A 15,236-nucleotide genomic window follows, 5' to 3' on the forward strand; every position below is an offset into this window, starting at 1 on the left:
TCGCACCAGGGTGAGCACAGCCCAAAATCCGCAGAGCAGCAACCAGAAGAACCCAATAAAAGTAAAAAAAGCCTTAAATTTATTCATTACAGAGTAAAAACACCCTTAAAACACTTGCATTCAAGTATATAAATGAGCTGCAATTAGCGCGATGAATTCCACTCATCCAAGATAACACCTAGATATTAAATTCAGATACAGGGATATTTTATGGCCGCACGTAAAAAAGCCACCTCGTCTCCGGTGAGTGCCGTAGCAAAGTTGGAAGCGGAACTCGCCTCTCTTAAAGCCCAGCTCGAAAAAGCCCGCAGCGGCCAGGAAGCTGAAGCCAAGAAAGAAGCGGACAAACTTTCCAAAGATGCCGAAGCCGCAGCCAAGAAGGCCGCAGCAGCACAAGCCAAGGTAAAAGCTGCCCGCGCCAAGAAAAAGTCTGCCGCGCAGCAGAAGCAAGTAAAAGCCGCTCAGGAAGCTTCCGCAGCCGCCAAGAAGCTCGCCGCAGCCGCCAAAGCCGCTGCCAACGACGCGAAAGCCAAGCTGGCTGCCATCTCCGCTGACAACAAGCTGATGGCAAAAGTAGCCAAGGCTGTGGCCAAAGAAGAAGCAGCTATTACCAAGAAGCTGACCGCCGCTGAGAAGAAGAAAGCCGCCGCTGAGAAGAAGAAAGCCACCGCTGCCGCCAAGAAGAAGGCCGCTGCTGAGAAGAAAGCCGCTGCTGCCGCCAAGAAGAAAGCCGCTGCCGCTGCGAAGAAAAAAGCCGCTGCTGCCAAGAAAAAGGCTAGCGCTGCTGCCAAGAAGAAAGCCGCTGCCGAGAAGAAAAAAGCAGCTGTAGCCAAAAAGAAAGCCGCCGAGAAGGCCAAAAAAGCGGCCGTCAAAGCCAAGACCGCTGCCAAGAAGAAGCCTGGTCGCCCAAAGAAAGCTGAAGCCGGCGCTGCCGCTCCCGCAGCCAAGAAGCCTGGTCGTCCCGCCAAGTCTGGCGCCGCCAAGAAAAAGCCCGGTCGCCCACCCAAGGCTGGTGCAGCCAAGAAGGCTCCGGCTCGTCGCGGCCGTCCGCCCAAGGCTCCGGCCCAAGGCTAAGCTGTCACTACTGACAGGCGAAAATAAAAAACCCCGGTTCCCCGGGGTTTTTTTATGACTGTCGTCAGGTCATCGGCGACCTGGCACCTGATCCCACCCGGTCACTTTACTCCCTTATCCGGGAGTCGCGATTTTAACATCCCCACCGCATCACCTATGATTTCCCTGAGCGCCGACGGCAGCGCAAGCATTACCGGGGTCACAATCAGGGTCAGAATCGTCGAGAAACTGAGTCCGTAGACAATGGCGCTGGCCAGCTTCACCCAGAAGGATGCGATCACACCGTTGACCACGATGGTGCGCCCTACCATATCCACACTCACCCCCAGCGCCAGCGGTAACAACCCGAGAATAGTCGTGGCGGTGGTGAGGAATACCGGGCGCAAACGCTGTGCCGATGCTTTGACCGCAGCAGCGGCACAGCTCAGCTGCGGTTCGGCTTTACGCACATAGTTGTAGGTATCTATCAGCACAATATTGTTGTTCACCACGATGCCCGCCAGCGCCACAATGCCCACCCCGGTCATAATCACACTGAAGGTGCTCTGGGTCAGAGTCAGCCCCAGCATCACACCCGCGGTAGACATAATCACCGAAGAGAGGATCAGTGCGGACTGATAGAAACTGTTGAACTGGGTTACCAGCAGGATAAACATCAGGAACAGCGACAGCGAAAACGCTACCTGCAGGAAAACCAGAGACTCGGCCTGATCTTCGTCGGCACCGCGGAACAACAACTCCACTTCGCCGTCCAGCGGGTGTTGTAGCAGCCACTGGCGAACTTCCCGCACCTTGTCATCCGCCAGAACGCCGTCATTCACATCCGCTTTTACCTGCATACGGGTGATACCGTCGATACGTTCGATCTTGTCCACCTTGGGGCCAGCCACGGTGGAGACAAAACTGCTGACAGGTACCGCGCCATTCGGGGTATTCACTTTCAGTTCGTCCAGCGCGGCAATTCCGCGGGCGTAGTCCGGGTAACGGATGCGGATATCCACTTCCTCATCGGAATCGTCCGGTCGATATTCCGCCATCAGCACACCGTTGGTCACAAGCTGCACGGCGCGGCCGACTCCGGTCAGATCGGCGCCATACAGGGCCGCCTTGGCGCGGTCGACCTTCACTTCCCATTCAATGCCCGGCAATGGCGCGGTGTTGACGATATCCCGCAACCCCTCGAAGTCATTTTCCAGAGCCCGATGCAGACGCCAGGTTTCCCCGAGCAACTTGTCGTAATTGCGGCTGCGCAATTCCAGTACGATATCCTTGCCCACCGGCGGCCCGCCTTCGAATGCATTGGCACTGGTCTTTATTCCGGGGAAATGGCCGGTGCGCTCGCGGATATCCGCGAAAATCTCCCGGCTCTTGCGCTCACGTTCCATAGAAGGCAGCAGCTCCACGAGCAGATTGGCAATCTGGTCCGGTGACTTTTCAGAGTTGCCGGAAATGCCGCCGGAGCCTATGGCGGTGTACACCACCCGTACTTCCGGTACTCGCATCACCGCGGATTCCACCTGGGCCACCAGCGCTTTTTTCTCCTCGAGCGACAGGTTGCCCTGCGCGCGCACTTCCACGTTGCCGTACTGCTCTTCGGTCTCGGTAAAGAATTCCACCCCGGGATTAAAGCGGCCAAAGGCGATGAAGATACCGATCAGCACCAAAATCGTCACCGCGAAGGACACGAAGGGCCGCCGCACCACCGGATCGAGCATCCGCGCGTAAAAACCGGTAATCCCACCGAGGGAAACAGGATCTCCATTTTCCAGCTGCCTGAGATATTGCTGGGTCTGCAGATCCATATTGCTCTTGCCGAACACCGAGCCGAGTACCGGAGCAAAGAACAGCGCGTAGACCAGTGATCCGGCCAGCACGGCGAACACGGTCACCGGCAGATAGCGCATGAATTCCCCCACCACTCCGGGCCAGAAGATGATCGGCAGGAACGCGGCGAGCGTGGTACCGGTAGAGGCCACTACGGGCCAGAACATGCGCCGCACCGCGATGGAATAAGCCGCCCGCGCCGACAGCCCTTCGGCCATTTTGCGGTCGGCAAACTCGGTGATCACGATGGAGCCGTCAATTAGCATGCCGAGCGCGAGCAGCATGCCGAACATCACCATGAAGTTGAACGAGTACCCCAGATACCAGGTGATGATGGAGCCGAACAACAGAGAAAACGGAATGCCGAACCCCACCAGCAGTCCAGAGCGGAACCCCAGCGCACCCACCACAATGATCATCACCAGCAACATGGCGGTAAGGATATTTCCCTCCATTTCGCTGACCATGTCCCGGGCGACTTCCGACATGTCGAACACGAAATCCACCTTCACGCCACGCGGCAGATAATTCCGTTCAGCATTCACCACCGCGCGCACACGATCTGCCAGATCCACGGCGCTGGCCCCGGTGCGTTTCTCCACATTGATGGCGAGCCCGGGTTGGCCATTTACACTGGTGTAGCTGGTAGCGTCCTTGAAGGTACGACGGATATCCGTCACCTGCCCCAGGGTCACCACGCCGTGGGCGGACTGTTTAAGTGGAATCTGATAAACGTCGTCCGCTGTTTCAATCAAGCCCGGCACCTTGACGGAAAAACGCCCCCTGCTGACATCCATCTCACCGGCGGGAATCAGCAGATTGTTGCCCAGCACTGCATTGATCAGTTCATTGCCGGTGATCTGGTAATGCTCCAGGCGCACCGGATCTATAGTGGCCTCCACCACTTCTTCCCGGTTGCCGTTGATATCCGCGCTCAGCACTTCGCCGATCGTTTCAATTTTGCGCTTCAGTAGTTGCGCACTGCGCAGCAGCTCACGCTCACCGACACCCTTACCCGCAAGTGTTACTACAATCGCGGGAAAAGGTTGCGCCGACGCCTCCTCCACAACCGGCTCTTCCGCATCCCGAGGCAGATCCGCCTTGGCACGGTCCACCGCATTGCGCACTTCGTCTACCGCGTGGTCGATATCCATGGCCGAGTCGAACTCGATCACGAGATACACCAGAGATTCACGCGCGGTGGCGATCACCTCTTCCACGCCTTCCAATGCGCGAATTTCCTGCTCCAGCGGCCGGATCAGCAGCCGCACCCCGTCTTCCGGAGAAATACCCTCGTGCATCACCTGCACGATGACAATGGGAGGGTTGACTTCGGGGCTTGATTCCACGGTCATAGCGCCGCGGGCGACGATGCCCATGATGACAATCAGCAGCATCAGACTGAGGCTGCTGCGAAAACGCTCGACGGCACTCTCCAACAATTTCATGGCTGCGCCTCACCATCGGCGCTGCCTGCAGACTGGGCAACCGGGGCAGCCAAATCCCCGGCAGCATCCTCCAGTGCCGCATCAACCCGCTCCCCCTCGCTCACATACTCCTGTCCAACGGTAATCAGGGTCACACGCGGCGGCAGACCGGTGATCCAAACTCCTTCATTTTCATCACTGACCAGCTGTACCCGCGCAAAGCGAACCCGCTGTTCCGTATCCAGTGTCCGCACCCCCAATTGCCCGTCGTCGTCCAGCGTCAGCAATGAAGAGTTGATCCGGTGGGCCAGGACTTCACCAGTGGGAAGTGCCAGGCGCGCGCTGATGCCGCTCCGCAGTTTGCCGTCGTGATTGGCAACCTCCATTTCCACCCGGTAGGCGCGCGTCACCGGGTGGGCCTCCTGGCTCACGTAGCGCACACTGCCCTCCACAATCTGCCCCAATTGCAACTGAGCACTGGCCGGCGCCCCTACTTGCAGGTGGGCCACCTGGGCCTCGGAAACCTCTCCCACTACCAGCATCGGATCCAGCTCCAACACCGTCGCACACTCCTCACCGCGACGGATAAAATCCCCCAGTTCCACCGCACGGCTGTTGATAATTCCGGCGAACGGCGCCCGAATCGTGAGATTGTCCACTTCCACCTGGGCGCGCTTGAGATCCGCACGCGCATTGGCCAGCGACACTTCCTGCTGCGCCATCGCCGCTTCGGACTGCAGTCCCCGGCCCTGCAGTTTTTTGGCGCCCGCAAAGTCCAGTTCCGCCTTGCGTAAAGCCGCGCGCGCGCGTGTCAGGTTTTCCGGCCGATCTTCAGCGGCGATTTCGCAAAGTACATCGCCGGCTGCCACCCACTTGCCCTCCGCCACCGGCAGTGCGGCAACGACGCCATCCAGCTCCGCGCGCACTCGCACAGTGCGATTGGCTTCGGTGCGGCTGTTTACCACCACGCGGGTAACGTAAGGTTGCGCATCCAGTTGTCGGGCTCGGACACTGGGCGCATCGGCCTCGACGCCCGCAGAGCTAAGTTTCACTCCCGCTTTGCCATCACTATCAATAGCGTCATCGGACCAGAGCCCACTCAGTAACCAGACAAGCGCAACCAGCGACACCACCGAGGCCATCCGGTAATTGCGTTGTCGCCAGAGTTTCAACAGAAAATTCATACCTGCATTCCTGCATACAAATAAGGGAGGGGAAGCCATTCAACCGACAGTATTGATACGGAGGGGATTCTATGCATAAAAGTCTTCATACGCAGTGGTCACAGCTGTCGGATTACGAAATTCACCGGAATCTTCCACCTCGAAAAGTTTGCCCCGCCTACCGCAGGGCAAAATCCACCCATAACACCCACGCCGAATACAGCTCCGGAGGATGCCCCTGCAATGGGAATAAAGGGAGATGGGATCAGGAGTAGATCGACCGCGGCAGTACCGCGGCGATTAGTCGACCATAGGGCCGGGCGGACAGGAAAAAGAAGTGAGCGGCCGCGATTCGCTTCAGGAGAGTATAGATTCAAGAAAGTCCGACATATCAGACTCTTCCGCGGCGAGCTGCCCGCTGCCAAATTCTGCATTCCAGTCGAGTAGAATCCGCGCCAGATCCCGCGCCTGATCCGCGAGTGCGTGCAACTCCTCCCGGCAGTTTTTGGGACCGGTGTAGAGTTTTAGCCGGCGGTGGCTGTTCGCAAGCTCATGGGATGGGTACTTGGATCGATATACTTCCAGCTTCCAACGCAGGGAGTGCACCATGTTGCGGTAGAACACCAGTTTGGACGGCAGATGCAGTAGTGAAAAGTCTTCCAGATCGCCGAAAAGGGTGCAGTCCACCGCCAGTACCTGGATCTCCTGGCCAACTGGCGCCGCTACGATGGTCGCACTGCGCGGTTCCGCCAGAAGCATGGACAGGTCGCCAAACAGCTCACCGGGGCGAATTACCGCGAGAGGCCGTTCACCCTGCGCCGCCGCCGTATCGTCCACGTGGACCTGCAGCTCTCCACGCAACAGAAAATACACCCACTGGTCTACATCCCCTGCATGCAGCAACGCCTCCGCATGCGCCAGGGAAACCAGGCGAGAGCGCTTCAACAATACGTCGTACTGCCACTCGCTGGTGGCGCGAATATCACGAAAGAGATGAATGACATTCAGAAGTCGATCGACCGCATCCCTGGGAAATTCACTAAGCGGTTTGTAATCCATGTAACTCTTGGTTGTGTATTGTGCTCGGGTTACCGACAGCCCGCCCTGTTCCTGATGTCAGGGAAGCGTCAGGCCCCCATTCTCGGTGCATGCTCAGTATTAAATCAATACACTGCGCACCGGGTGATGCCGCATTCTAGGCGGAAAGTGATAACTGTCTGCCCCGACAGGTCGCGGATTTAAAAAAACGAGACATTTTACCCATTTCAGGGTTGAACTCCATTGCAGTTGAAGTAGAGTTGGGCGGTGCCCCGATTCATTTCATTTTGCGACTGGAGAAATATTGACCGCCAGCAGCATACGAGATTTTTCGGAGCGCGCACCTTTCGGGGGGAGGGTGCGATCGAAGCGGCTGGAAATTTGTCTGGGGTATTTTGATTGATTTTTCAGCGCTTTCTCTGCCGGTTTCTGCCCATCCGGCTTTAAAACAGAAATCAAAGCAAAAATGAAATCGTCAAAACTCGTCATTGCCCTGCTGTTGTTCGCTGCGGCCCTGACTGTAAATGCGGCACCGCTTCTGAACGGTCTGGCTCTGGAACAACAATTCAATAAAGACCAATTCATCGCTGCGGTTTACGCCGAGCGTTTATCAAACGATTCCGCTTCCCTGCTCGATAATAATATGCCCCGGGCGCTGGAAATTCGCGTTGTTGCCGATCACCTTTCCGCCCGTCGCCTGCGCAACCAGTGGATGGAAGGTATCGCCATCAACAATGCCGGCGACACGCTCACCGGCCAGGCGGAAAACATGGTGACCTTCGCCAACCTGTTCAAAGGCCGCCTGCTTGCAGGTGACCGCCTGCGTATCGAATTTGCGGCAGGCAGCGGCTCTACCGTGGTATCCCTCAACGGCGTCGAACTCGGCGTAATCGAGGATCGCGGCTTCTTTAATACGCTGATGCGCGCCTGGATTGGCCCCGTGCCACCTTCCACGGAATTCCGCGATAACCTGATGAAATCCGGCCAGGTAACCGGTGGTCTGCTGGCCACGTTTGAGTCCCTGCAACCCAGTTCCGAGCGTGTTGCGCAGGTGCGCGCGGCCTACGAGGAAACGGAAGAGGTGGCCGCTGCCGTCGAACCCGCCAGGGAAGAGCCGAAAAAGGAAGAGAAACAGGCCTCCAAGCCCGAGTCCTCACAGATCGTCGCTGTCAGCAAGCCTGACCTGAGCGCCGACATTCCCGCGCCCACACTCGCCGCCGTCGGCAGTGCGGCGGTCACTCCCGCGGCCCCGGGGCGCCCCGAGCCGAAAGCGGAAAAACCTGCCACGGCCCAGGCCACGCAGCCCAAGCCGCTGAAGCCCACCACCACGCGTCCGGCAGTACCGCCCATGGACGAAGAGGAGCTGGAGGAAGAGGAAGACGAAGCACCGCTCACCGCAGATATGATTCTGGCCCGCCAGATATATCACTCCATGCTGCTGCGCCATACCTTCAAGCATATCAACTATCCCAAGCGCGCCATGGAGCGCGGCCAGGAAGGCAGCGTGCGCCTGAATGTCACCATCGACAGCAAGGGCAATGTGACCAACGTGGCCACTCTGCAGGAGTCCCGCTACTCCAGCCTCAACCGCGAAGCATTGGACGCAGTGGAGCGCGCCGGCCCCTACCCGGCCACACCTCCCCAGCTGAAAATGAACGAATACCGGTTCACGGTACCGATTACCTTCCGCCTTCCGGACTGACGTCCACAAAAAACCCCGCCCTCGCGGGGTTTTTTATTGCGTGCAGAATTCCATCGCCCACCGCCAGCCACTGGGCGCAAGGGCGCTTGCTCATCACAAGTGCACTTGCATACTATGTCCAGTCAGACTCCATCCGGTCCGCGGACCGACTACGACATAACATGCCCAAAAGGCCATTCATGAAAAAACTGCTTTTACCCCTGGCGATCGCCGGTGTCGTTGCCGGCACCTCCCTGACCGGCTGCTCGAAATCCGAGGGCCCACAAGCGGATTCCGCGCACACCAAACCAGCTGCCGAAGCCGCCGCCCCTCAGGCCACCCTCGGCTCCGGTATCGACCTCAGCGCCATGGACACCAGCGTGCGCCCACAGGATGACTTCTTCTCCTATGTGAACGGCAACTGGATCAAGAATACCGAAATCCCCGCGGACAAATCCCGCTGGGGCGGCTTCACTATTCTCGCCGACAAGGCCACAGAAGAAGTGAAGGCCCTGATCATGGAAGCCGGCCAGCATGCGGGCAACGCGGGCGCCAAACAGATCGGTGACCTGTACAACAGTTACATGAATGAAGAGCTGATCGAGAAGAAGGGGTTTTCGGCCATTGCCGGAGAACTGGCCAAAGTCGATGCCATTCAGTCCCAGAAGGACCTGACAGACTTCTTCGCCTACGCGGACACCGTTGGCTATGACGTGCCTTTCGGCGGCACCATCTACCAGGACCTGAAGCAGGTAGAAAACTACATTACTTTTATGTGGCAGGCAGGCCTCGGCTTGCCGGATCGTGATTACTACTTCGACGATTCAGAAAAAGGTCAGAAGCTACAGCAGGCCTACCGCGACTACATGGTGACAATTCAGCAGATCGCCGGACTGGACAATGCCGAGCAGTACGCCGACACCCTGTACGCGCTGGAAAAGAGCCTGGCGGAGCACCACCGCACCCGTGTGGACAACCGCGACCCGGAGAAGTATTACAACAAGAAGACCCTCGTTGAACTTAAGGCGATGATGCCGGCGGTCGACTGGGATAGCTATCTGCAGAAAGCCCACCTGGAAAAAGCACAGGAATTCGTGGTCGGCCAGCCGGAGTACCTGGAAGCGGCCAACAAGATCATCGCGGATACCGAACTGGACATCTGGAAGCGTTACCTGAAACTCAAGGTGCTCTCTGCCGCCGCGCCCTATATGCACAGCGAGATGGCCCAGGCCCATTTCGATTTCTACAGCACCACTATCCGCGGCGTGAAAGAAATGGAACCGCGCTGGAAGCGCGCGGTGCAGTTTGTGAACGGTTCCGTGGGTGAGCTGGTGGGCCAGCGCTATGTGGAGAAATACTTCCCACCGGAGGCCAAGGCGCGCATGGTCAAGTTGGTGGATAACCTGAAAGCGGCCTACAAGGATTCTATCGAATCCCTGACCTGGATGAGTGAAGACACCAAGAAGGAAGCCCTGACCAAGCTGGCCAACTTCACCACCAAGATCGGTTACCCGGATAAGTGGCGCGACTACAGTGCGCTGCAGGTGAAGGCCGATGATCTGGTGGGCAATGCCATTGCCGCCACCCTGTTTGAAAACCTGCACGAGCGCGACAAGCTGGGCAAACCGCTGGACCGCGGTGAGTGGGGCATGAGCCCACAGACAGTGAATGCCTACTACAATCCGGCAATGAATGAGATCGTATTCCCCGCCGCCATCCTGCAACCGCCGTTCTTCAACATGAACGCGGACGACGCGGTGAACTACGGCGGCATCGGCGGCGTGATCGGTCACGAGATCGGACACGGTTTCGACGACAAGGGCAGCAAGTTCGATGGCAAGGGCTACCTGAACAACTGGTGGACCGATTCCGACCGTAGTAACTTTGAAGGCCTCACCAACAAGCTGGTGGCCCAGTACAACGGTTTCGAGCCGCTGGAAGGTGAACATGTGAACGGCGAGCTGACCCTGGGTGAGAACATCGGCGACCTGTCCGGCCTCGGCATTGCCTACAAGGCTTACAAAATGTCCCTGAAGGGCGCCGAAGCGCCGGTCATTGACGGTTTCACCGGCGATCAGCGCGTGTTCCTGGGCTGGGCGCAGGTATGGCGCAGCAAGATGCGTGACGAAGCCCTGAGCGAGCGCCTGAAAACCGACCCACACTCCCCGGCAGAATACCGTGTTCAGGGCGTACTGCCGAACCTCGATGCCTTCTACAAAGCCTTCGATGTAAAGGAAGGCGATGGTATGTACCTGCCGGAAGAGGAGCGTGTTGTTATCTGGTAAAGGGAATCTGGTAATTCCAGCTCCAGCGTCCAACACCGATCCGAGAGCCCCGCCGTTGCGGGGCTTTTTTTTGCAATCGAGATAGCGCTGCATCCCGTACGGTTATCGCATACCATGTCGAAAACGGACTTCCAGGGGATTCGCATGACCCACACGAACCAGTTTGCCCTGCTCAGCAGCCGCCGCTTCCTACCCTTCTTCTGCACCCAGTCCCTCGGCGCCTTCAACGACAATGTATTCAAGAACGCGCTGATCGTGATGATCGCCTTCCGGCTGGCCACCGATGAGGCCAATTTCCTGATCAACCTCGCCGCTGGGCTGTTTATCCTGCCGTTCTTCCTGCTCTCCGCCACCGCCGGCCAGATCGCCGACAAGCTGGACAAGAGCGTGTTGATACGGCGTATCAAGCTCGCAGAAATCGGCATTGTGCTGTTCGGTATCGCCGCGCTGTACAGCGGCAACAACTACCTGTCCCTGTTGGTGCTGTTCCTGCTCGGAGCCCAGTCCACCTTTTTCGGGCCGGTGAAATACGCCATCCTGCCCCAGCATCTACAGAAAACGGAGTTAGTGGGCGGCAATGCGCTGGTAGAGATGGGCACCTTCGTTTCTATCCTGCTCGGCACCATTGTGGGCGGTCTGCTGGCTGGCTTTACCGGTGACGGTGAGTCGGGTTTGCTATGGATTTCCGCGGTGATCACCATCACCGCGATTGCGGGTTATCTGGCCAGCCGCGCGATTCCCTCAGCGGCGGCGCCGGCACCGGATCTGGTCCTCAACTACAATCCGTTCACCCAGACCGCGCGCATTCTCCGAGAGGCTGCGAAAACACCGTCGGTGTTCTACGCCATCATCGGTATTTCCTGGTTCTGGCTGCTGGGCGCCGCCTATCTCACCCAGATTCCGAGCCTCACCCGCAATGTGCTGGGTGGCAGTGAATCGGTGGTCACCCTGCTGCTGTGCTGTTTCACCATCGGTGTGGCCGTCGGTTCGCTGTTGTGTGGGCGCCTGTCCGGGGGGCGCGTGGAGCTGGGGCTGGTGCCCATCGGCGCGGCGGGGCTGACCATTGTCGGCATACTCCTGGCGTCGACCACCGGCAGTTACCAGCCGCCGGCGGACGGCAGCGTCGCCGCCTTTTGGGCCAATGAGGGCTCCCTCGGCATTCTCGTCAGCCTGACCCTGATCGGTATCTTCGGTGGTTTCTTTATTGTCCCGCTCTATTCGATGATGCAGGAGCGCTCGGCGCCTGAAATCCGCGCACGGATCATTGCCGTGAACAATGTGCTGAACGCGCTGTTCATGGTGGTGGCGGCGGTGCTCGGTATCGTATTCCTGAATGTGCTGGGGGCAACCATCCCGCAGTTTTTCCTGATCATTGCGCTGATGAATGCGGCGGTGGCGCTCTTTGTGTTCACCAAGGTGCCGGAATTCGCCATGCGCCTGCTGATCTGGCTGCTGTCGCACACCATGTACCGGGTGAAACACGAGGGGCTGGAGCAGATCCCCGCCGAGGGGCCCGCCATTATTGCCTGCAACCATGTGAGTTATGTGGACGCGCTGCTGCTGGCCGGCGCGGTGCGCCGCCCGATCCGCTTCATCATGTACAAGCCGATCTATGAAATTCCGGTACTGCACTTTATCTTCAAGACCAGCCGCGCCATTCCCATCTGTTCCAAAGAAAAGGATCCGGAGGGCTACGCGCGCGCGTTTGAAGCGATTGAACAGGGATTGAAAGACGGCGATCTGCTGTGCATTTTTCCCGAAGGTCAGCTGACCAAAGACGGCGAACTGCAACCGTTCAAGGCCGGGATCGAGAAAATCCTGCAACGCACACCGGTGCCGGTTATCCCCATGGCACTGCGCGGCCTGTGGGGCAGTTTTTTCAGCCACAAGGACGGCCATGCGTTTAGCACGCTGCCGCGAAGGTTCTGGTCAAAAGTCTGCGTGGTGGCGGGACCGCCGCTGGAAGCGGCCATGGTCAAGGCAGAAAAACTACAGGAAACCGTATTGGGACTGCGCGGCGAGCACCGATAAATCAGCGCAATTGGCATCGCGGTATTCATGTCCACAACAGTCGTTTGCCCGAGAGGAAGGCCACAGAAATGCGCTGCATACTCAACGCCGAATAGGGTATTCATACCACTTCTGCTTCACCGCAGAGGTGCACTCAGACGCGCTCAGATAAATTGGAAGCCCCGAAGCGAAACACCCCGCAAAACGCGGGGTGTTTCGAGGAACAGCGGACGCTATTCCGGATTTTGGTCTCGATAGACAATCAGAGCGCAGCCAGAGCCGCCTCGTAATCCGGCTCATTGGCGGTTTCCGCCACCTGCTCGGTGTAGGCCACCTTGCCGTTTTCGTCGATCACCACCACCGCGCGGGACAGCAGGCCTTTCAGTGGGCCGGTCTCGAACGCCACGCCGTAATCACCGCCAAAATCCGAGCGGAACGCAGAGCCCAGCTTCACGTTCTCGATACCCTCGGCGCCACAGAAGCGGGTCATGGCGAAGGGCAGGTCCGCAGATACACAGACCACAACGGTGTTATCCAGTGACGCGACCTTTTCATTGAATGCGCGCACGGACATGGCACAGGTGGGAGTATCCACAGAGGGGAAAATATTCAGAACCACGCGCTTGCCGGCGAGGTCAGACAGGTTGAGTTCCGACAGGTCGCCCTGTACCAGGGTAAAGGCTGGCGCCTGGCTGCCAACGGCGGGCAGCTCGCCAACGGTGGTGATGGGATTTCCTTTCAGAGTGATATTGGCCATGGTGCAGTCCTTGACGTAACTGATTGTTAAAACTTCGCGTATGAATACTTTATTGAAAGTGCCCGCAGCATGGCGAGTCAATGGGGTAATGTCAATTGACCCGCGGGTAATAAAAAACCCCGCGAAATGCAGGGTTTTGTGTAGTTCATTTCAGATGCGGATCAGTGCTCAGATGGCACACGACCGAGATCGCCTTCCATTTCCGCCGCCAGGAACGACATCACCACCCAGGCCGCCACATTCTGTTTGAGGTTTTCCGGGTCCACCTTGTCCAGGGTGTCATTGGGTGTGTGGTGGTAATCGAAGTAATCGGTACCGTCCTGGTACAGAGTCATCGCCGGTACCCCCTGCGCCACAAACACGCTGCCGTCCGGGCCGCCGGAGGCTTTGTTGTCGCCGCGCTTGATACCGAGCGGCGCCAACAACTGCATCATTTGATCGGCAATGGCGAACTTGCTCTCGGGAATACGGGTATCGAAACGCCAGATTTTGCCAGCACCGAAATCGGACTCGGACACCATCACGATTTTTTCCAGGTCGTTAGCGTGGGCCTCCACATACTGTTTCGCGCCAACAAGACCGATCTCCTCGGCACCGAACAATACTACGCGCAGGGTGCGGCGCGGACGCTGCGGTAGCTCCGCGATCAGGCGCGCGGTTTCCATTACGATTGCCACGCCGGCGCCGTCGTCCAGTGCGCCGGTGCCTTCGTCCCAGCTGTCCAGGTGCGCGCCGATGATGACCACTTCCTCGGGCTTTTCACGCCCCACCACTTCGCCGATCACATTGAAGGACGGGCCGTCGGCCAGCGCCTCGTTGTGCACATTCAGTTTTAGCTGTACCGGTTTGCCACGCTTCAGCATGGCTTCCAGCAGGTTCGCATCCGGCGCGGACAGCGCCAGCGCCGGCACCGGATTTGCCACGCCGTCCACCGACATCATACCGGTGTGGGCGAAGCGGTCGGAGTCGGTACCCACGGAGCGCAACAGCAAAGCCGCCGCACCTTTTTCCGCCGCCGCGCGCATGCCTTTGCTGCGGCCAGCCGCGGCCGGGCCGTAGCCCTCTCCGGTGCGCGCGCGCTCCATGCGCTTGTTGATAAACGCGATCTTGCCCTTCACCTTGCGCGCCGGCGCCTTCATCAGCGCTTCCACATCGGCAAACTCGACAATTTCCGCAATGAGACCGCCCTCCGGCGTGGACGCGCCGTAACCGAGAGAAGTAACCACCAGCGGTTGCGGGAAGGGCGCGGTCACTTCCGCGTGGGCGTGACCGCGGGCCCAGCGCTTGACGTCGATCTGTTCGGTGTAGACCCGGTCAAAACCCAGGTCTTTCATTTTCTGCTGCGCCCAGGCCACCGCGCGCTCATCGCCTTTGGTGCCAGCGCGACGCGGACCCACCTCCACCGTGAGGGATTCCACATGGCTGTAGGCATCGGAGGATTCCAGCGCACGATCCCGCAGCACTTCCGCCACGGAGATGTCTTCCGGCTTCAATGGAACGGCCTGGGTGCTGGCAGCCAGCAGAACGGCGGCCAGGGCACCGGAAAAATTCATCAGAGGCTTTAACATGTTTTCTCCAGTTGCGGCATTGTGGATTTGTTATGGAATTTATTCGGCTTCGTTTTGCGGCGGCAGTGCCAGCAATCGCTCGCGCACATCACGCAGTTGTTGCAAGCCGGCGTCGGTGAACAGGTAAGGAGGTGAACCTGTGTACTCTTCCTCCTCGATTTTTATACACGCCAGGCGCAACTGCTCCAGCGGCGGATCATGGCGCATGGGGTAACTGATCAGTACCCGCCACTCGTTGTCGTCCGCCTGACCGGCAATCACATCCTCAAGGCCCTGCTGGAATTGCGCGCGCTCCATACGGAAGCGCGGTGTGCGCATATGCATCAGCCCCCAGATAATGAGGGCAAATATGGCGAAGGACAGGCACAGTGTAATAAGAATATTCACAACCGCCCTCCTTCGGCGCTCC

The 15,236-nt window shown here is 58.5% G+C and carries 11 protein-coding genes; 4 read left to right on the forward strand and 7 right to left on the reverse strand.

The genetic code is table 11. The annotated features are described in order from the left end of the window. Positions 1-210 precede the first annotated feature (210 nt). Complete coding sequence (locus tag FDY93_RS12950) at positions 211-1,074, forward strand: hypothetical protein (protein WP_138236179.1); 864 nt, start codon at positions 211-213, stop codon at positions 1,072-1,074. 101 nt (positions 1,075-1,175) lie between these two features. Here FDY93_RS12950 and FDY93_RS12955 read toward each other — a convergent pair whose 3' ends face one another. The 4 genes from FDY93_RS12955 to FDY93_RS12970 form a co-directional block, all read right to left on the reverse strand. Then, entirely contained in the window at positions 1,176-4,346 is a 3,171-nt protein-coding gene (locus FDY93_RS12955; protein ID WP_138236180.1) for an efflux RND transporter permease subunit, read from the reverse strand. After that, positions 4,343-5,509: an efflux RND transporter periplasmic adaptor subunit gene (locus tag FDY93_RS12960; RefSeq protein WP_138236181.1), complete on the reverse strand. Its 1,167-nt coding sequence runs from the start codon at positions 5,507-5,509 to the stop codon at positions 4,343-4,345. The genes FDY93_RS12955 and FDY93_RS12960 overlap by 4 nt, the downstream gene beginning before the upstream one ends. A gap of 336 nt (positions 5,510-5,845) precedes the next feature. Next, positions 5,846-6,547, reverse strand: a complete 702-nt coding sequence (locus FDY93_RS12965; protein ID WP_138236182.1) for a cyclic nucleotide-binding domain-containing protein — start codon at positions 6,545-6,547, stop codon at positions 5,846-5,848. A 261-nt stretch (positions 6,548-6,808) separates the two neighbouring features. Next, on the reverse strand, positions 6,809-7,015 hold the full coding sequence (locus FDY93_RS12970) for a hypothetical protein (protein ID WP_138236183.1): 207 nt from the start codon (positions 7,013-7,015) through the stop codon (positions 6,809-6,811). Between FDY93_RS12970 and FDY93_RS12975 the strand changes: the two genes are divergently transcribed. The 3 genes from FDY93_RS12975 (at position 6,993) to FDY93_RS12985 (ending at position 12,523) form a co-directional block, all read left to right on the forward strand. Further along, on the forward strand, positions 6,993-8,228 hold the full coding sequence (locus tag FDY93_RS12975) for a TonB family protein (protein ID WP_138236184.1): 1,236 nt from the start codon (positions 6,993-6,995) through the stop codon (positions 8,226-8,228). The genes FDY93_RS12970 and FDY93_RS12975 overlap by 23 nt on opposite strands. Before the next feature lie 179 nt (positions 8,229-8,407). Continuing rightward, the gene (locus FDY93_RS12980; protein ID WP_138236185.1) at positions 8,408-10,492 is read left to right on the forward strand and encodes a M13 family metallopeptidase; all 2,085 of its coding nucleotides are present in this window, start codon (positions 8,408-8,410) and stop codon (positions 10,490-10,492) included. A 144-nt stretch (positions 10,493-10,636) separates the two neighbouring features. Next, entirely contained in the window at positions 10,637-12,523 is a 1,887-nt protein-coding gene (locus tag FDY93_RS12985; protein ID WP_138236186.1) for an MFS transporter, read from the forward strand. 241 nt (positions 12,524-12,764) lie between these two features. Here the strand turns inward: FDY93_RS12985 and tpx are convergent, their stop codons facing one another. The 3 genes from tpx to FDY93_RS13000 form a co-directional block, all read right to left on the reverse strand. Next, positions 12,765-13,259, reverse strand: coding sequence for a thiol peroxidase (gene tpx, locus FDY93_RS12990; RefSeq protein ID WP_138236187.1), 495 nt, complete (start codon positions 13,257-13,259; stop codon positions 12,765-12,767). Between the two features lie 161 nt (positions 13,260-13,420). Next, a complete protein-coding gene (locus tag FDY93_RS12995) occupies positions 13,421-14,827 on the reverse strand; it encodes a M20/M25/M40 family metallo-hydrolase (RefSeq protein WP_138236188.1) in 1,407 nt (468 codons plus the stop codon). A 39-nt stretch (positions 14,828-14,866) separates the two neighbouring features. Next, positions 14,867-15,214, reverse strand: a complete 348-nt coding sequence (locus FDY93_RS13000; protein WP_138236189.1) for a hypothetical protein — start codon at positions 15,212-15,214, stop codon at positions 14,867-14,869. Between the last annotated feature and the right edge of the window lie 22 nt (positions 15,215-15,236).

The sequence above is a fragment of the Microbulbifer harenosus genome (assembly GCF_005771435.1).
Classification (GTDB): domain Bacteria; phylum Pseudomonadota; class Gammaproteobacteria; order Pseudomonadales; family Cellvibrionaceae; genus Microbulbifer; species Microbulbifer harenosus.

Excerpts from the sequence above, each read along its gene's own strand:
- FDY93_RS12980 (WP_138236185.1), top strand. The coding sequence starts at position 8,408 with ATGAAAAAACTGCTTTTACCCCTGGCGATCGCCGGTGTCGTTGCCGGC.
- FDY93_RS12975 (WP_138236184.1), top strand. The coding sequence starts at position 6,993 with ATGAAATCGTCAAAACTCGTCATTGCCCTGCTGTTGTTCGCTGCGGCC.
- FDY93_RS12965 (WP_138236182.1), bottom strand. The coding sequence starts at position 6,547 with ATGGATTACAAACCGCTTAGTGAATTTCCCAGGGATGCGGTCGATCGA.
- FDY93_RS12985 (WP_138236186.1), top strand. The coding sequence starts at position 10,637 with ATGACCCACACGAACCAGTTTGCCCTGCTCAGCAGCCGCCGCTTCCTA.
- tpx (WP_138236187.1), bottom strand. The coding sequence starts at position 13,259 with ATGGCCAATATCACTCTGAAAGGAAATCCCATCACCACCGTTGGCGAG.
- FDY93_RS12950 (WP_138236179.1), top strand. The coding sequence starts at position 211 with ATGGCCGCACGTAAAAAAGCCACCTCGTCTCCGGTGAGTGCCGTAGCA.
- FDY93_RS12960 (WP_138236181.1), bottom strand. The coding sequence starts at position 5,509 with ATGAATTTTCTGTTGAAACTCTGGCGACAACGCAATTACCGGATGGCC.
- FDY93_RS12955 (WP_138236180.1), bottom strand. The coding sequence starts at position 4,346 with ATGAAATTGTTGGAGAGTGCCGTCGAGCGTTTTCGCAGCAGCCTCAGT.
- FDY93_RS12970 (WP_138236183.1), bottom strand. The coding sequence starts at position 7,015 with ATGACGAGTTTTGACGATTTCATTTTTGCTTTGATTTCTGTTTTAAAG.
- FDY93_RS12995 (WP_138236188.1), bottom strand. The coding sequence starts at position 14,827 with ATGTTAAAGCCTCTGATGAATTTTTCCGGTGCCCTGGCCGCCGTTCTG.